At 74.8% G+C, this 13,924-nt stretch carries 13 protein-coding genes and 1 pseudogene; 8 read left to right on the top strand and 6 right to left on the bottom strand.

Annotated elements, in window-relative coordinates:
* Nucleotides 1–12: 12 nt before the first annotated feature.
* From disA to MCAG_RS12490, 4 genes are all read right to left on the bottom strand, one after another.
* Nucleotides 13–1,197 (bottom strand): DNA integrity scanning diadenylate cyclase DisA, encoded by a 1,185-nt coding sequence (disA, locus tag MCAG_RS12505; protein WP_036373240.1) that lies wholly within the window; start codon nt 1,195–1,197, stop codon nt 13–15.
* 142 nt (nt 1,198–1,339) lie between these two features.
* Nucleotides 1,340–2,782: a DNA repair protein RadA gene (gene radA / locus MCAG_RS12500; protein WP_007073340.1), complete on the bottom strand. Its 1,443-nt coding sequence runs from the start codon at nt 2,780–2,782 to the stop codon at nt 1,340–1,342.
* A gap of 89 nt (nt 2,783–2,871) precedes the next feature.
* Nucleotides 2,872–3,594, bottom strand: coding sequence for a hypothetical protein (locus MCAG_RS12495; protein ID WP_036373238.1), 723 nt, complete (start codon nt 3,592–3,594; stop codon nt 2,872–2,874).
* 135 nt (nt 3,595–3,729) lie between these two features.
* Nucleotides 3,730–4,572, bottom strand: a complete 843-nt coding sequence (locus MCAG_RS12490; RefSeq protein ID WP_036373236.1) for a UbiA family prenyltransferase — start codon at nt 4,570–4,572, stop codon at nt 3,730–3,732.
* Nucleotides 4,573–4,618: 46 nt separating this feature from the next.
* Here MCAG_RS12490 and MCAG_RS12485 point away from each other — a divergent pair, with 46 nt between their 5' ends.
* Together MCAG_RS12485 and MCAG_RS12480 are read left to right on the top strand one after the other, a co-directional pair.
* Nucleotides 4,619–5,374: a methyltransferase domain-containing protein gene (locus MCAG_RS12485; protein ID WP_036373235.1), complete on the top strand. Its 756-nt coding sequence runs from the start codon at nt 4,619–4,621 to the stop codon at nt 5,372–5,374.
* A 94-nt stretch (nt 5,375–5,468) separates the two neighbouring features.
* On the top strand, nt 5,469–6,518 hold the full coding sequence (locus MCAG_RS12480; RefSeq protein WP_036373233.1) for a type III polyketide synthase: 1,050 nt from the start codon (nt 5,469–5,471) through the stop codon (nt 6,516–6,518).
* An 84-nt stretch (nt 6,519–6,602) separates the two neighbouring features.
* Here the strand turns inward: MCAG_RS12480 and MCAG_RS12475 are convergent, their stop codons facing one another.
* Nucleotides 6,603–7,334 carry a hypothetical protein gene (locus MCAG_RS12475; RefSeq protein WP_036373231.1) on the bottom strand — a complete coding sequence of 244 codons (732 nt, stop codon included), beginning with the start codon at nt 7,332–7,334 and terminating at the stop codon, nt 6,603–6,605.
* Nucleotides 7,335–7,661: 327 nt separating this feature from the next.
* Here MCAG_RS12475 and MCAG_RS12470 point away from each other — a divergent pair, with 327 nt between their 5' ends.
* The 4 genes from MCAG_RS12470 to MCAG_RS12455 are packed head-to-tail and all read left to right on the top strand — an operon-like array spanning nt 7,662 to nt 10,443.
* A complete protein-coding gene (locus MCAG_RS12470; RefSeq protein WP_007073334.1) occupies nt 7,662–8,147 on the top strand; it encodes a CarD family transcriptional regulator in 486 nt (161 codons plus the stop codon).
* Between the two features lie 54 nt (nt 8,148–8,201).
* Complete coding sequence (gene ispD / locus MCAG_RS12465) at nt 8,202–8,897, top strand: 2-C-methyl-D-erythritol 4-phosphate cytidylyltransferase (protein WP_036373229.1); 696 nt, start codon at nt 8,202–8,204, stop codon at nt 8,895–8,897.
* Between the two features lie 16 nt (nt 8,898–8,913).
* Nucleotides 8,914–9,396 carry a 2-C-methyl-D-erythritol 2,4-cyclodiphosphate synthase gene (gene ispF, locus MCAG_RS12460; RefSeq protein ID WP_036373227.1) on the top strand — a complete coding sequence of 161 codons (483 nt, stop codon included), beginning with the start codon at nt 8,914–8,916 and terminating at the stop codon, nt 9,394–9,396.
* 9 nt (nt 9,397–9,405) lie between these two features.
* Nucleotides 9,406–10,443, top strand: a complete 1,038-nt coding sequence (locus MCAG_RS12455; protein ID WP_007073332.1) for a tetratricopeptide repeat protein — start codon at nt 9,406–9,408, stop codon at nt 10,441–10,443.
* Between the two features lie 8 nt (nt 10,444–10,451).
* Here MCAG_RS12455 and MCAG_RS12450 read toward each other — a convergent pair whose 3' ends face one another.
* Complete coding sequence (locus MCAG_RS12450; protein WP_007073331.1) at nt 10,452–11,627, bottom strand: homogentisate 1,2-dioxygenase; 1,176 nt, start codon at nt 11,625–11,627, stop codon at nt 10,452–10,454.
* A 131-nt stretch (nt 11,628–11,758) separates the two neighbouring features.
* On the opposite strand from MCAG_RS12450, the gene MCAG_RS12445 reads away from it, so the two are divergent.
* Entirely contained in the window at nt 11,759–12,655 is an 897-nt protein-coding gene (locus MCAG_RS12445) for a hypothetical protein (protein ID WP_036373225.1), read from the top strand.
* Nucleotides 12,652–13,851, top strand: a pseudogene (gene fahA, locus MCAG_RS12440) (fumarylacetoacetase). Before MCAG_RS12445 ends, fahA begins: the two are co-directional and overlap by 4 nt.
* The last annotated feature ends 73 nt before the right edge of the window (nt 13,852–13,924 follow it).

Here is a 13,924-nt window from a genome sequence, read left to right as displayed (position 1 = left end):
GACCCGCGAGTGTCAGACGTAGCGTTCCAGGATGGAGGCCTCGGCGAGCCGGGACAGACCCTCCCGGACTCCCCGGGCGCGGGCGTCGCCGACGCCCTCGACGGCCTGCAGGTCCTCCACGGTGGCCCCGAGCAGCCGCTGGAGGCTGCCGAAGTGCAGCACCAGCCGGTCGACGATGGCCACTGGCAGCCGGGGGACCTTCGCCAACAGCCGGAAGCCGCGCGGGCTGACCGCCGCGTCCAGCGCGTCGGAGGCGGCTGGGTAGCCGATCGCCTTGGCCACCGCTACCAGGTCGATCAGCTCGGTGGCACCCAGCAGGTCCAGCTCGACAAGCGCCTCGTCCAGGGTGCGGGACTTGCGGCCGGCGGGCAGGTAGTCCCGGATGACCAGGGTGCGGTCGGCGTCGACACCGGCCATCAGCTCGTCGAGCTGGAGCGCCAGCAGGCGGCCGTCGGTGCCCAGCTCCACCACGTACCCGGCGATCTCGTCGGCGATCCGGCGGACCATCTCCAGCCGCTGCACCACCGCCACCGCGTCCCGGACCGTCACCAGGTCCTCGATCTCCAGGGCGGAGAGGGTGCCGGAAACCTCGTCGAGGCGCAGCTTGTAGCGCTCCAGGGTGGCCAAAGCCTGGTTGGCCCGGGACAGGATGGCCGCCGAGTCGTCCAGCACGTGCCGCTGGCCGTTCACATAGAGGCTGATGATCCGCATCGACTGGCTGACGGAGATGACCGGATAGCCGGTCTGCCGGGCCACCCGCTCGGCGGTGCGGTGCCGGGTGCCGGACTCCTCGGTGGGAATCGACGGGTCCGGCATCAGGTGCACGGCCGCCCGGACGATCCGGGTGCCGTCGCTGGAGAGCACCACCGCGCCGTCCATCTTGCACAACTCCCGGACCCGGGTCGCGGAGAACTCCACGTCGAGCGGGAAACCGCCGGTGCACAGCCCCTCGACGATTTTGTCGTAGCCGAGGACGATCAGCGCGCCCGTGCGGCCGCGCAGGATCCGCTCCAGGCCGTCGCGCAGCGCGGTGCCGGGAGCCATGAGCGCGAGATTGGCCCGCAGCGGGTCGCCGCTCGCGCCGCCCACACTCCCGGTCACGCTGACGCTGATCGGACGGGCGGACGAGCCCACGACACCGGTGCGGGCGTGGGGTGTCGCGCCGGCAGTTCTGCTGGCATCGCGGTCGATCGGCACGCGCACAGTCTACGGACTGGCGTGCGGTGGGTGCTGTCGTGGTTACCGTGATGTGTCACGATGCCTTCCGTCGACCACGCCGCGTGGCCCGCCCCGCTTGTCCGGAATCACACGCGCGGTCCGACCCGGCGGCCACCGTCGGTCACTCCGCCGATGCGCGGGCGGCACACTGGAGCGCCGAGCGCACGTCGGTGACCTCCATCACGCGCATGTTCTCCGGGCCCGCCCCGGCGCTCTCCGGGCCGCACCCGGGCGGGACGAGGGCCACCCGGAAGCCGAGCCGGGCCGCCTCGGCCAGCCGGCGGGGCACCGCGCCGACCCGGCGCACCTCGCCGGTCAGCCCGACCTCGCCGATCGCCACCAGGTGCGGGTTGATGGCGAGGTTGAGACCGCCGGAGGCGACCGCGAGGGCGACCGCCAGGTCGGCGGCCGGCTCCACCACCCGGATGCCGCCGACCGTGGCCGCGAAGACCTCCCGGTCGTGCAGGGTCAGCCGCTCGGCGCGGCGCTGGAGCACCGCCAGCACCATCGCCAGCCGGGCCCCGTCGAGCCCCGACACCGTACGCCGGGGCGAGCCCGCCACCGTCGCCCCGATCAGCGCCTGGACCTCGGTGACCAGGGCCCGCCGCCCCTCCATCGCCACCGTGACGCAGGTGCCCGGCACCGGCTCCGAATAGCGGGTGAGGAACAGCCCGGACGGGTCGGCGAGGCTGCTGATGCCGCCCTCGTGCATCTCGAAGCAGCCGACCTCGTCGGCGGCGCCGAACCGGTTCTTCACGCCGCGCACCATCCGCAGCGACGAGTGCTTGTCGCCCTCGAAGTGCAGCACCACGTCGACCAGGTGCTCCAACACCCGGGGGCCAGCCACCTGGCCGTCCTTGGTGACGTGGCCCACCAGGACGGTGGCGACGCCCCGGTCCTTGGCCACGGCGACCAGGGCGGCGGTGACGGCCCGCACCTGGGTCACCCCGCCGGGCACCCCCTCGGTGCCGGGGGTGGAGATGGTCTGCACCGAGTCGAGCACGAGCAGCCCCGGCTTCACCGCGTCGAGGTGGCCGAGGACCGCGCCGAGGTCGCTCTCGGCGGCCAGCCAGAGCTGGTCGTGCAGGGCGTTCATCCGCTCGGCGCGCAGCCGCACCTGGCTGACCGACTCCTCCCCGCTGACCACCAGCGAAGGGCTGCCGGCGGTGGCCGCCCACTGCTGGGCGACGTCGAGCAGCAGCGTGGACTTGCCCACCCCCGGCTCGCCGGCGAGCAGCACGACCGCGCCGGGCACCAGGCCCCCGCCGAGCACCCGGTCCAGCTCACTCACGCCGGTGGGACGGGCCTTCGCCGGTGCGGCGCTGATGGTGGCGATCGGCCGCGCCGGCTCGGCCGGCATGCGGGAACTGACCACCCGGCCGGAGACGGTCGGGCCGGTCACGGTGCACTCGACCACCGAGCCCCACTCGCCGCACTCGGGGCAGCGCCCCACCCACTTGGGCGGCTGGTGGCCGCAGGCGTCGCACTCGTAGGCGGGGCGGGGCTCACGGGCGGCCCGACCGCGCGGGGCCGCCCGGGAGGGTGTCGATCGGGGCGTCGTCACACCGGCACGCTAGTCCCTCCATACGACGAAACACCGCCGGCGTGGTGGGTGCCACGCCGGCGATGCCGTCGATCGTTCTCGGGGGCGGGTCAGCCGCCGTGGCCCGAGCCCTCGGTGCCGCCCTCCGCGCCGTGCGCGCCCTCGCGCTGCACGATCTGGGAGGGCCGCGGCAGCGGGGTCAGCGGGACGCCGACCGGGGCCGGGGTGCGGATGGTGCGGCCGCCGAAGTCGAAGTTCAGATTGACCTGCTGGCCGGCGAGCAGCGCCTGGTTCAGGCCGACGAGCTGAAGGGACCGGCCGCCCTGCACGTTGAGCTGCACGTAGCCGAAGGCCGGGATCTCGAACCGGGCCGGCTCCCCAGCCGGGGCCGACGCGCTCGGCGAGGCCGACGGGCTGGCCGACCCGGACGGCGACGCGGAACCCGACGGCGATGGCGACTCCGAGGGGGACGGGCTGGCCGAGGGGGACGGGCTGGCCGAGGCGGACGCGCCGCCGCTGATCACGATCTCCCGCGCGCTGTCCGTGGTGACGGTCACCGTCACCGGGTTCTGCGTGTCGTTGTAGAGCACCGCGTTGACGGCGGCGTTCGCGCCGGCCTCGTAGCCCCCGGCACCCGGGTACTCGACGTACAGCCCGCGCACCTTGTAGGCGTTGTCCGGAGTCTGGATGTTGACGCCCTGGACCGACGGCTCCTTGTTGGCGGTCTCGGCCACCTGGCCGGCGCCGCAACCGGTCGCCAGCAGGCCGGTCGCCGCCGCCACGCCGGACAGCAGCAGGGCCGCCCGCCGGGAACCCCTGATCGAGCGCGTCACGTCGGTCCTCCTCGTCACGATCCCCACCCGGCCGTCACCGGGCACGGTGGCCATACCCGCGCAGACCGGGTTCAGGGTAGTTGGGGCTGATCGAGACGCGCACGCCGACCCGGGTACCACCACCTCGCGGGGCGCTCAGACCACCCGACCGCCGGCCACCAGCAACACCACGTCGATCAGGGCCACCAGCAGCACCGCCCGGAAGGCGGCCACCCCCCGGTCGCCCGGCCGGCGGGCGTTGCGGGCGGCGTACCAGGTCAGGGGCGGGACCACGGCGGCCGTCGCGACCGCCGGCAGCCCGTACCACGACGGCGGCCCGGGCGGCCCGGCGACCAGGGTGACGGTCGCGGCGAGCAGCAGCCCGGCGGCGGCCAACCGGCTGCCGGTCGCGCCGAGGCGGTGCGGCAGCCCCCGGACCCCGGTCCGGGCGTCGTCGGCCAGGTCGGGCAGCACATTGGCGAAGTGCGCCCCGGCCCCCAGCAGGACGGCGGCGGCCACCAGCCAGGCCGGCGGGGCGGGGGCGCCGGGCAGCGCGAGCACCACGAAGGCGGGCAGCGCGCCGAACGAGACCGCGTAGGGCAGCACGGAGAACGGCGTCGACTTCAGCGGCCGGTTGTAGGCCAGCGCGGAGAGCAGCGCGACGGTCGCCCAGGCCGCCGCGATCCGGTTGGTCGTCGCCGCCGCGAGGAGCACCGTGGCCAGGGCTGCGGCCCGCATCGCCAGACCCACGGCGCGCCGGCTGACCGCGCCCGCGGCGACCGGCTTGTCGGTACGCCCCACCGCCGCGTCCCGGTCGGCGTCCAGGTGGTCGTTGGACCAGCCGACGGCGAGTTGGCTGGCGAGCACCGTGAGCGCCACTGCGGCGACTCCGGACGGGCGGTGTCCCACCCCCAGGGCGAGCAGTCCCGCCACCACGGTGACCGCCGCGGCGGGCTCCGGATGGCTCGCCCTGACCAGCCCTAACACCGTCGTCGACATAAGGGAAGTCTGGCCGTTACCGTCCAGTCGTGCCACGCTCGGTGGCATGCGTGACGGATCGTCCCCGGTGTCCGACCGCTCCCGCCTGCCGCCGAACGATCCCCGGCAGTACGACGAACTGGCCGACGAGTGGTGGCGCCCGGACGGGGCGTTCGCGATGCTGCACTGGCTCGCGCGTGCCCGGGCGGCACTGGTGCCGCCGGCCACCCGGCCCCACGCGCTCCTGGTCGACCTGGGTTGCGGCGCTGGCCTGCTCGCCCCGCATCTGGCCGGCAAGGGCTATCGGCACGTCGGCGTCGATCTCACCCGGTCCGCCCTGGCCCAAGCCGCCGAGCACGGGGTGACCCCGGTCAACGGCGACGCCACGGCAGTGCCGCTGGCGGACGGCTGCGCAGACGTGGTGGCCGCCGGTGAGCTGCTGGAACACGTGCCGGACTGGCGGCGCGCCGTGGCGGAGGCATGCCGGCTGCTCCGGCCGGGTGGCCTGCTCGTGCTGGACACGCTCAACGACACCGTGCTCAGCCGGCTGGTCGCGGTGGAGGTCGGCGAGCGGCTGCCGACCGTGCCCCGGGGCATCCACGATCCACGGTTGTTCGTAGACGACCGGGCGCTGGTTGCCGAGTGCGCCCGGCACGGTGTCGACCTGCGGGTCCGGGGTGTCCGGCCGGAGCTGCGCGGGACGCTGCGCTGGCTGGTCCGCCGGATTCGGGGCACCGGCCCGTCGGCCGGGCGGGCTCCGCGGATCAGGCCGACCTGGTCGACGGCCGTGCTCTACCAGGGGCGCGGTGTCCGGCTCGGATAGCCGGGCCGCGCGGGGGGTACAGGTGAGACCGGACCGCTACAGCTCCGCCTCTCGTTGGTGACGACGGGGGGTACGCGAACGAGAGGTGGGGAATGTGGCCGTACCGGTGATCGCGGGTCTGGGCACGGCGCAGCCGCCGGGGGCGACGCAGGACGAACTCTGGGCGGGCTTCTTCGCTGACCACTTCCCCGGCTCCACCCGGGCGCTGGCGCAACGGATCTTCGCCAGCTCGGGCGTGACCCGGCGGCATGCGGCGGTCAACCCGCTGCTGGAGGACGTCTCGGACTGGCCGACCGAGCGCCGGATGCGGCGCTACCAGATCGAGGCGCTGCCGCTGGGCAAGGAGGCGGTCGGCCGGGCCCTCACCGCCGCCGGCCTGGACGCCGGGGACGTCGGCATGTTCATCGTCTGCTCGTGCACCGGGTACGCCACCCCGGGGCTCGACATCCTGCTCGCCCGGGACCTGGGCATGGCCGCGCACACCCAGCGCATGGTCGTCGGCCACATGGGCTGCTACGCGGCCCTGCCGGGGCTCGGCGCGGCCGGCGACTTCGTCACCGCCCGGCAACGCCCCGCGCTGCTGCTCTGCGCGGAGCTGACCAGCCTGCACATCCAGCCCGCCACGGCCCGGCTGGACACCCAGCAGATCGTCTCCCACGCCCTCTTCTCGGACGCCGCCGTCGCCGCCGTGGTCGTCCCCGGCGGCCGGGGGTACGCGCTGCGCGAGGTCACCTCGGTCACCGACACCTCCACGGCGGACCACATGACCTGGGACGTCACCGACACCGGCTTCCGGATGGGACTGTCCCCGAAGGTCCCCCAGGTGCTCTCCCGCCACGTCCGGGGGCTGGTCGACGACCTGCTGGCCCGGCACGGCGGCGCGCTGAGCGAGGTGAGCGGCTGGGCGGTGCACCCGGGCGGCCCGCGCATCCTGGACGTGGTGGAACACGAGCTGGCGCTGCCGCCGCAGGCGCTGGACGCGGCCCGGGCCACCCTGGACGCCCACGGCAACTGCTCCTCGGCGACCGTCCTGCTGATCCTGGACCGGCTGCTGAGGGCGCAACGACCGGCCGAGCGGATCCTGATGCTCGCTTTCGGCCCCGGCCTGACGCTCTACGCCGCCCTGCTCGACCACACCGACTGACTTCTCCCGCCGCGCGGCGCTGGCCTGCTGATTCGATGGGTGAGCCGAGGGGGCCAGGAGCATTCGATGGGTGAGTCGAGGGGGTCAGGAGCCGAGGCGGGTCAGGTCGGCGCGGTAGTCCTCGGCGGAGCGCAGCTCCGGCACCACCTGAACCAGCACTCCGGCGCGATCGACCAGCACGGCGGTGGCCGCACCGGGTCGTGCCGGCAGGCGCAGGAAGGCGCGCAGGCCGCCGGCCGGGTCGGCGAGCGGGCGTACCGGCGCGGCGGGCGACGCCGGGGTGGAGCGGACCGTCCGGCCACCCCCGACGGTGACCACGGCCACGCCGGGCGGCACGAGCGCGGCGACCTCGGCCACCCGCTCGGGGCAGGGACAGGCGTCCACCAGGATGATCACGGCGGGCACCAGGCTCCGCAGCGAGACGGCCGAGTTCTCGGCGTCGACCAGGTCCAGCGCCGGCAGTGCCCGGCCGCTAAGGTCGGTCGCCGTCGGGTACGGCACGACGGTGGGACGGTCGCCGCCCCGGGGCGGCCGGGGCCAGGTGACGGCGAACAGGCCGGCGAGCGTGATCAGCAGTGCCACCAGCATGACGAGCAGCGGGAGGCGGAGCGGTGGCCGGCCGCCGGGGCGGGGCAGCAGGCCGAGGTGGCGCCGCCAGCGGGCCCCGTTGGCGCTGCGCCGCAGCTCGCGGCGGACCTGTGCGGCCTCCTCCGCCAGCGCGGACGGGTCGTCCGGCACGACGATGCGGCCCCACTCCGGTGGCAGGCCGGGAAGGCCGTCGGCGGAGCCTTGGCCGTCTGCGTCGGGCATGCCCATCGGACCCCCTGGACCGTCTCGGTGAGCGGACAGCGGTGCGCCTCCAGCGTCCCGCACCGCCGGGTCCTCCCGCTACACCTGGGCGCGGCCGGCGCGACCGGGATACCATGGGAAGAGCGCATCGCCCGAGAAATCCACGCTCCGATCACTCATGTCGGGGTGTCATCCGCTAATCACGGAGCGTGTTCAGACCATCAGTTCGGCCTCCTGTCAAGCTGAAGAAATACCTCTCACAGGGCCCCTGAGCTGCGCCAACGGTCAGGACAGCGGTGAGACATCGGTGCCTGAGCGTGTTACCCTAGACACAGCGAAAGGGGTTTCGAACCTATGGTTTTCAGTGTCGGCGAGACCGTTGTTTACCCCCACCACGGGGCCGCACTCATCGAGGCAATCGAGACTCGGGTCATCAAGGGCGAGCCTAAGCAGTACCTCGTCCTGAGGGTCGCGCAGGGTGACCTGACGGTCCGGGTGCCCGCTGAGAACGCCGAGATCGTGGGCGTGCGCGAGGTGGTTGGCGAAGAGGGCCTCGGCAAGGTCTTCGACGTCCTCCGGGCTCCGCACACCGAGGAGCCGACCAACTGGTCGCGGCGTTACAAGGCGAATCTGGAGAAGCTGGCCTCCGGTAACCCGCTGAAGGTGGCCGAGGTCGTTCGCGACCTGTGGCGCCGGGAGCGGGAGCGGGGCCTGTCGGCGGGCGAGAAGCGCATGCTCGCCAAGGCGCGGGACATTCTCGTCGGCGAGGTCGCGCTGGCCGAGAAGAGCACCAAGGACGAGGCGGAGACGCTGCTCGACAAGGTGCTGACCGAGGCATAGGTCCCGCCCATCGTCGTTCCGATCCGCACCGCAGAGAAACCCGAGGACCGCGACGTGACCGCGCAGCTCAATCCGCGCGGTGACGTCGCGGTCCTCGTGCCTGCGGCCGGTGCCGGGGTACGCCTCGGCCCGGGCGCGCCCAAGGCCCTGCGCCTGCTCGCCGGCGAGCCGCTGCTCGTGCACGCCGTGCGCCGGATCGCCGCCGCCGGTTCCGTGCACACGATCGTGGTGGCCGCCCCGGCGGGCGAGGTCGGCGCGGTCCGTCAGCTGCTCGCCCCGGTCGCCCCGGTGACGGTCGTCCCCGGCGGGGCGGAGCGCCAGGCCTCCGTGGCCGCCGCGCTGGCCGCCGTCCCCGCCGGCCCGGAGATCGTCCTGGTGCACGACGCGGCCCGCGCGCTGACCCCGCCCGGGCTGGTCGAGTCCGTCGCCGCCGCGGTCCGCGCCGGGCACGACGCGGTGATCCCCGTGCTCGCCGTCGTCGACACGATCAAGGAGGTCGGCCCCGGCGAGGTGGTCCTCGGCACGGTCGACCGGTCCGCCCTACGCGCCGTGCAGACCCCGCAGGGCTTCCGCCGCGCGGTGCTGACCGCCGCCCACGCGGCGGCCGGCGACCCGCTCACCGACGACGCCGGCCTCGTCGAGAAGCAGGGCGTCCCGGTGGTCTGCGTGCCCGGCTCCGAGTACGCCCTCAAGGTCACCCGCCCGTTCGACCTCGCGCTGGCCGAGCACCTGCTGGCCGGCGGCGCGTGACGCGTACCCTCGGTCCATGATCGTTCCTCGGGTGGCCATCGGCACCGACGTGCACGCCTTCGAGGTGGGCCGGCCCTGCTGGCTGGCGGGCCTGCTCTGGCCCGGCCAGGACGGCCTGGCCGGGCACTCCGACGCCGACGTGGTGGCGCACGCCGCCTGCAACGCTCTGCTCTCCGCCGCCGGCCTCGGCGACCTCGGCTCGAACTTCGGCGTGGCCGAGCCCGAGTGGGCGGGCGCGCCGGGGGTGGCGCTGCTCGCCGAGACCGCCCGCCGGGTCCGGGCCGCCGGCTTCGAGATCGGCAACGTCTCCGTGCAGGTGGTCGGCAACCGGCCGAAGATCGGGCCGCGCCGGGCCGAGGCGGAGGCGGTGCTCTCCGAGGCGGTCGGCGCGCCGGTGGCCGTCTCCGCCGCCACCACCGACGGGCTCGGCTTCACCGGGCGCGGCGAGGGGCTCGCCGGTATCGCGGTGGCCCTGGTCCATCCGGCCCCGCCCGCGTAGGGTCGCCCGATGTCGAGCGACGCCACCGCCGAGGGATACCTCCAGCGCGCCCAGCTTCTGGCCGACCTCGGCCGGTACGAGGAGGCCGCCGGTGAGGTGGGCCTCGCCCTCGCCCTGGAGCCGGCGAACGCCGACGCGTTGACCACCCTGGCCCGGGTGCACCTGGCCGCCGGGCGGCCCGCCGAGGCGCGCGCCGCGGCCGACGCCGCCCTGGCCGTCGCCCCGGACGCCGTCGCCCCGCTGGTCGCCCGGGGGTTGGCCCTGGTCGACCAGGGCGAGTACGCCGAGGCGGTCCGCACCGCCGAGCGGTTGCTCGCCGTCGGCCCCGCCGACGCGTACGCCCAGCGCAGCGCTGCCGCGATCCTGTCCGGCTCGCGCAACGGGCAGCCGGCCCTCAACGCCGCCTGGCGGGGCGTCGAGCTGGCCCCGGAGGAGTCCCAGGCGCACCTGGTGCTCGCCCTGGTCGCCGCGCGGCTACGGCTGTACGACCTGGCCGAGCGGGCGTACCAGGAGGCGCTGCGGCTCGACCCGGAGCTGGAGCGGGCCGACGACGAGCCGGGGATCGTCCGGCTGGAACGGCGGCGGTACGCGTCGGCGCTCGCCGAGCTGGCGGAGCTGGTGCCGGTCGCCCCGGCCGGCCCCGTGTCCCCGGCCGGGCCGGTGGAGCCCGACCCGCGCCGAGGCGTCGTCGACGACCTGCGCCGGCTGGTGCTGTACGGGGCGGGCTGGACGCTCGTGGGCGCCGTGCTGGTGGCGGTCGCGGCGGCCGGGGCGTCCGGCCCGTCGAGGTTCCTCGCGGTGCTGGTGGCGGTGAGCGGGGCGCTGCTGGGCTGGCTGTTCGCGGCGCGGGTGCCGGGGCTGACCCGTACCGTGCTGCCGGGCCTGCTGCGTTCCGACCGGTCCCTGGCGCTGGCCGGGTACGCGGTGCCCGCCGGCCCCCTGCTGTTGCTGGTCTACGCGCTGGTAGGGACGCCGTGGCCGCTGGTGGCGGCGATCGTGGTGGCCGCCCTGGCCGAGCTGGCGGTGTTCTCCCGCACGGTGCGCTGAGCCCCGCCCTAGCCGGCCGGAGCCTGCCGGGCCCAGGTCCAGGCGTACGCCGGGTCCTCGCACTCGTTCGCCGCGTCGCACAGGTCGAGGGGGCGGAACGTGTCCACCATGACGGCCAACTCGTCGAAGAAGTCGACGCCGATCGAGCGTTCCGCCGCGCCCGGCTGCGGGCCGTGGGTGAAGCCGGACGGGTGCAGCGAGATGGAGCCCTGCGCGATGCCGGAGCCGCGCCGGGCCTCGTAGTTGCCGCCGGTGTAGAACAGCATCTCGTCGGAGTCCACGTTGTGGTGGTGGTACGGCACCGGGATGGCGTCGGGGTGGTAGTCCACCTTGCGGGGCACGAACGAGCAGATCACGAAGTTCGGGCCCTGGAACGTCTGGTGCACGGGCGGCGGCTGGTGGACGCGGCCGGTGATGGGCTCGAAGTCGTGGATGGAGAACGCCCACGGGTACAGGTGCCCGTCCCAGCCGACGACGTCGAACGGGTGCCGCGCGTAGACGTACCTGGTCCAGCCGCGCCGGTGCCGGACCAGGACCTCGACGTCCGTGCCGTCGACGAGTAGCGGGGTGTCCGGCCCCCGGACGTCGCGCTCGCAGTACGGCGAGTGCTCCAGGAACTGGCCGCGCACCGACAGGTAGCGCTTGGGCGGGCCGACGTGCCCGGCGGCCTCGACGGCGAGCAGCCGGGCGGGCTCGTCGCCGGTCGGGACGAGGCGGTGGATGGTCGACGTCGGGATGATCACGTAGTCGCCGGCGACGGCGTCCAGCGCGCCGAACGGGGACTCCACCCGCAGGGCCCCGGACTCCAGGTAGAGGCAGTGATCGCCGGTGGCGTCGCGGAACAGCGGGGACGGCCGGTCGGCCGACACGTACGCGATGCGCACGTCGTCGTTGGCGAGCAGGTACCGCCGGCCCAGGATCGGGTCGGCCCCGGTGCCGTCGAGCTGGTGGGTGCGCAGGTGGCGGGGCTTGAGCGGCAGGTTGGGCACCCGGGTGACGGCCGGCGGGTCGAACGCCTCGGCGGCGATGATCGCGGTGGGGGCGTGCCGGTGGTAGAGCAGGGACGAGTCGGAGGAGAAGCCCTCCTGGCCCATCAGTTCCTCGGTGTAGAGGGTGCCGTCGGGCTGGCGGAACTGGGTGTGCCGCTTCCGGGGCACCTCGCCGACGCTGCGGTAGTACGGCATGTCGCCTCCGATTCGTCCCCGTTCACCGGCCATCGTCGGGCTCACGGCCATCGTCCCGTTCACCGGCCACTGCCGTCCGATAGTCGGACGCTGTTGTCCGTTTCTCGTAGCGTCCCGTAAGTTCTTGTCTCGTGTCAACGCGCGTGCCCCGTCTCCTCGCCGGCCTCGTCGACGACGCCGCCGTCTTCCCGCCCGGCAGCGCCACGCTGCCCGACGCGCTCGCCGCGCACCGCCGGCACCGCGACTCCTGGTACGCCGACATGGTCGGCCCGCTGCTCGTGCCCGCCTCGGCGGTCGTGGCCGGCGAGCTGGGTGGCCCCGCCGACCCCCACGGCGCGGGCCCCGCGGGCGGCCTCGTGCTCGGGCTGATCGGCGACACCGGCGTTAAGGGGCTGCCCGCCGCGCTGGCAGCCCTGCCGGCCGGCGTCACCGCCCGACAGGTCGAGGTGGCCGTCGCCAAGCGCGGCGAGGACCCGCAGCCCGGCCTGGCCGAACTGCTGAAGCTGGCCGAGCGGCGCGGCGACGTCGACGTCTACGCCGAACTGCCACTGACCTTCGGGCTGACGGCCGCGCTGGACACGGTCGCCGCCGCCCGCGCCGCCGGCCTCCCGGTCGCGGCGAAGTTCCGCACCGGCGGGCTGGCCGCCGAGCTGTTCCCGACCCCGGTCGAGCTGGCCGCCGTGATCTGCGCCTGCCGGGACCGGGAGCTGCCGTTCAAGCTGACCGCCGGGCTGCACCACGCCGTGCGCCACCGCGACCCGGAGACCGGCTTCACCCACCACGGCTTCGGCAACGTCCTCGCCGCGACGCTCGCCGCCGCAGACGGGGCCGAGGTGGACGAGGTGGCAGCCCTGCTCGCCGCCACCGACCCGGTGCCGCTGGTCGAGCGGGCCCGGGCCGCCCGCGCCGCCGAGCGGCCGCTGTGGGTGGGGTACGGCTCGTGCAGCGTGGCGGAACCACTGGCGGATCTGATCCGGCTGGGCCTGGTGAACGGGGGACACGACGTGAACGGGGGACACGACGCATGACCTGGGTGACGGGTGCCGAGGGTTCGGTTTACGGGGTGCGCAACCTGCCGTACGGGGTGTTCCGGTCCGGCGGGGGCCACCCGCGCGTCGGGGTACGGATCGGGGAGTTCGTGCTCGACCTGGCCGCCGCAGAGGCGGCCGGGCTGGTGCTGGCCGCCGGCGCACTGGGCCGCCCCACGCTCAACGCGTTCCTGGCGCTGGGCCGGCCGCAGTGGACCGCCGTCCGGCAGCGGGTGACCGAGCTGCTCACCGACGACGCCCACCGGCCGGCCGTCGAGCCGCTGCTGGTGCCGTTGGCCGCAGTCGAGCTGCTTGCTGCCGTTCGAGGTGGCGGACTACGTCGACTTCTACTCCTCCGAGCACCACGCGGGCAACGTCGGGCAGATCTTCCGCCCCGGCCAGCCGCCGCTGCCGCCGAACTGGAAGCACCTGCCGATCGGCTACCACGGCCGGGCCGGCACGGTGGTCGTCTCCGGCACGCCGATCGTCCGCCCCACCGGGCAGCGGGCCACCCCGGACGGGCCGGTCTGCGGTCCGTCCGTACGCCTCGACATCGAGGCCGAGGTGGGCTTCGTCGTCGGCGTGTCCAGCGCGCTCGGCGAGCCGGTCGGGGTGGCCGACTTCGCCGACCACGTCTTCGGGGTGGTGCTGGTCAACGACTGGTCCGCCCGGGACATCCAGGCCTGGGAGTACCAGCCGCTCGGCCCGTTCCTCGGCAAGTCCTTCGCCACCTCCGTGTCGGCCTGGGTGACGCCGCTGGACGCGCTCGCCGACGCGTTCGTGCCCGCGCCCGCGCAGGACCCGCCGTTGATGCAGTAGCTGCGCGACGTGCCGAACGTGGTGCTGGACCTGCGGCTGGCCGTGGAGTGGAACGGCGAGCGGGTCATGTTGAGCCGCCGTTCGCCACCATGTACTGGACGCCCGCCCAGCAGCTTGCCCACCTCACCATCAACGGCGCGTCCCTGCGCACCGGAGACCTGTACGCCTCCGGCACCGTCTCCGGCCCCCGGCGGGATCAGGTCGGTTCGTTCCTGGAGCTGACCTGGGGCGGCGCGGAGCCGGTCGCGGTCGGCGGGACGACCCGGACCTTCCTGGCCGACGGCGACACGGTCACCGTCACCGCCACCGCGCCGGGCCCCGACGGCACCACCGTCGCCCTCGGCGAGGTCACCGGGACCATCCTCCCGGCCCGCTGACCACCCGGGCCGCTGACCCGCTGACCCGCCCGGCGCGCCGCGCCGGTGCACCTCTCTTCGCGCCGGCGTCCTC

Source organism: Micromonospora sp. ATCC 39149, assembly GCF_000158815.1.
Taxonomy (GTDB): Bacteria; Actinomycetota; Actinomycetes; order Mycobacteriales; family Micromonosporaceae; genus Micromonospora.
Note: the sequence above shows the minus strand (reverse complement) of the source record. Positions and strands in the feature narration are given on the sequence as shown.

Bases quoted from the DNA above. Each gene is read 5' to 3' on its own strand.
- MCAG_RS12490 (WP_036373236.1), bottom strand. From the start codon at position 4,572: ATGTCGACGACGGTGTTAGGGCTGGTCAGGGCGAGCCATCCGGAGCCC.
- MCAG_RS12450 (WP_007073331.1), bottom strand. From the start codon at position 11,627: ATGCCGTACTACCGCAGCGTCGGCGAGGTGCCCCGGAAGCGGCACACC.
- MCAG_RS12455 (WP_007073332.1), top strand. From the start codon at position 9,406: ATGTCGAGCGACGCCACCGCCGAGGGATACCTCCAGCGCGCCCAGCTT.
- ispF (WP_036373227.1), top strand. From the start codon at position 8,914: ATGATCGTTCCTCGGGTGGCCATCGGCACCGACGTGCACGCCTTCGAG.
- MCAG_RS12485 (WP_036373235.1), top strand. From the start codon at position 4,619: ATGCGTGACGGATCGTCCCCGGTGTCCGACCGCTCCCGCCTGCCGCCG.
- MCAG_RS12475 (WP_036373231.1), bottom strand. From the start codon at position 7,334: ATGGGCATGCCCGACGCAGACGGCCAAGGCTCCGCCGACGGCCTTCCC.
- MCAG_RS12470 (WP_007073334.1), top strand. From the start codon at position 7,662: ATGGTTTTCAGTGTCGGCGAGACCGTTGTTTACCCCCACCACGGGGCC.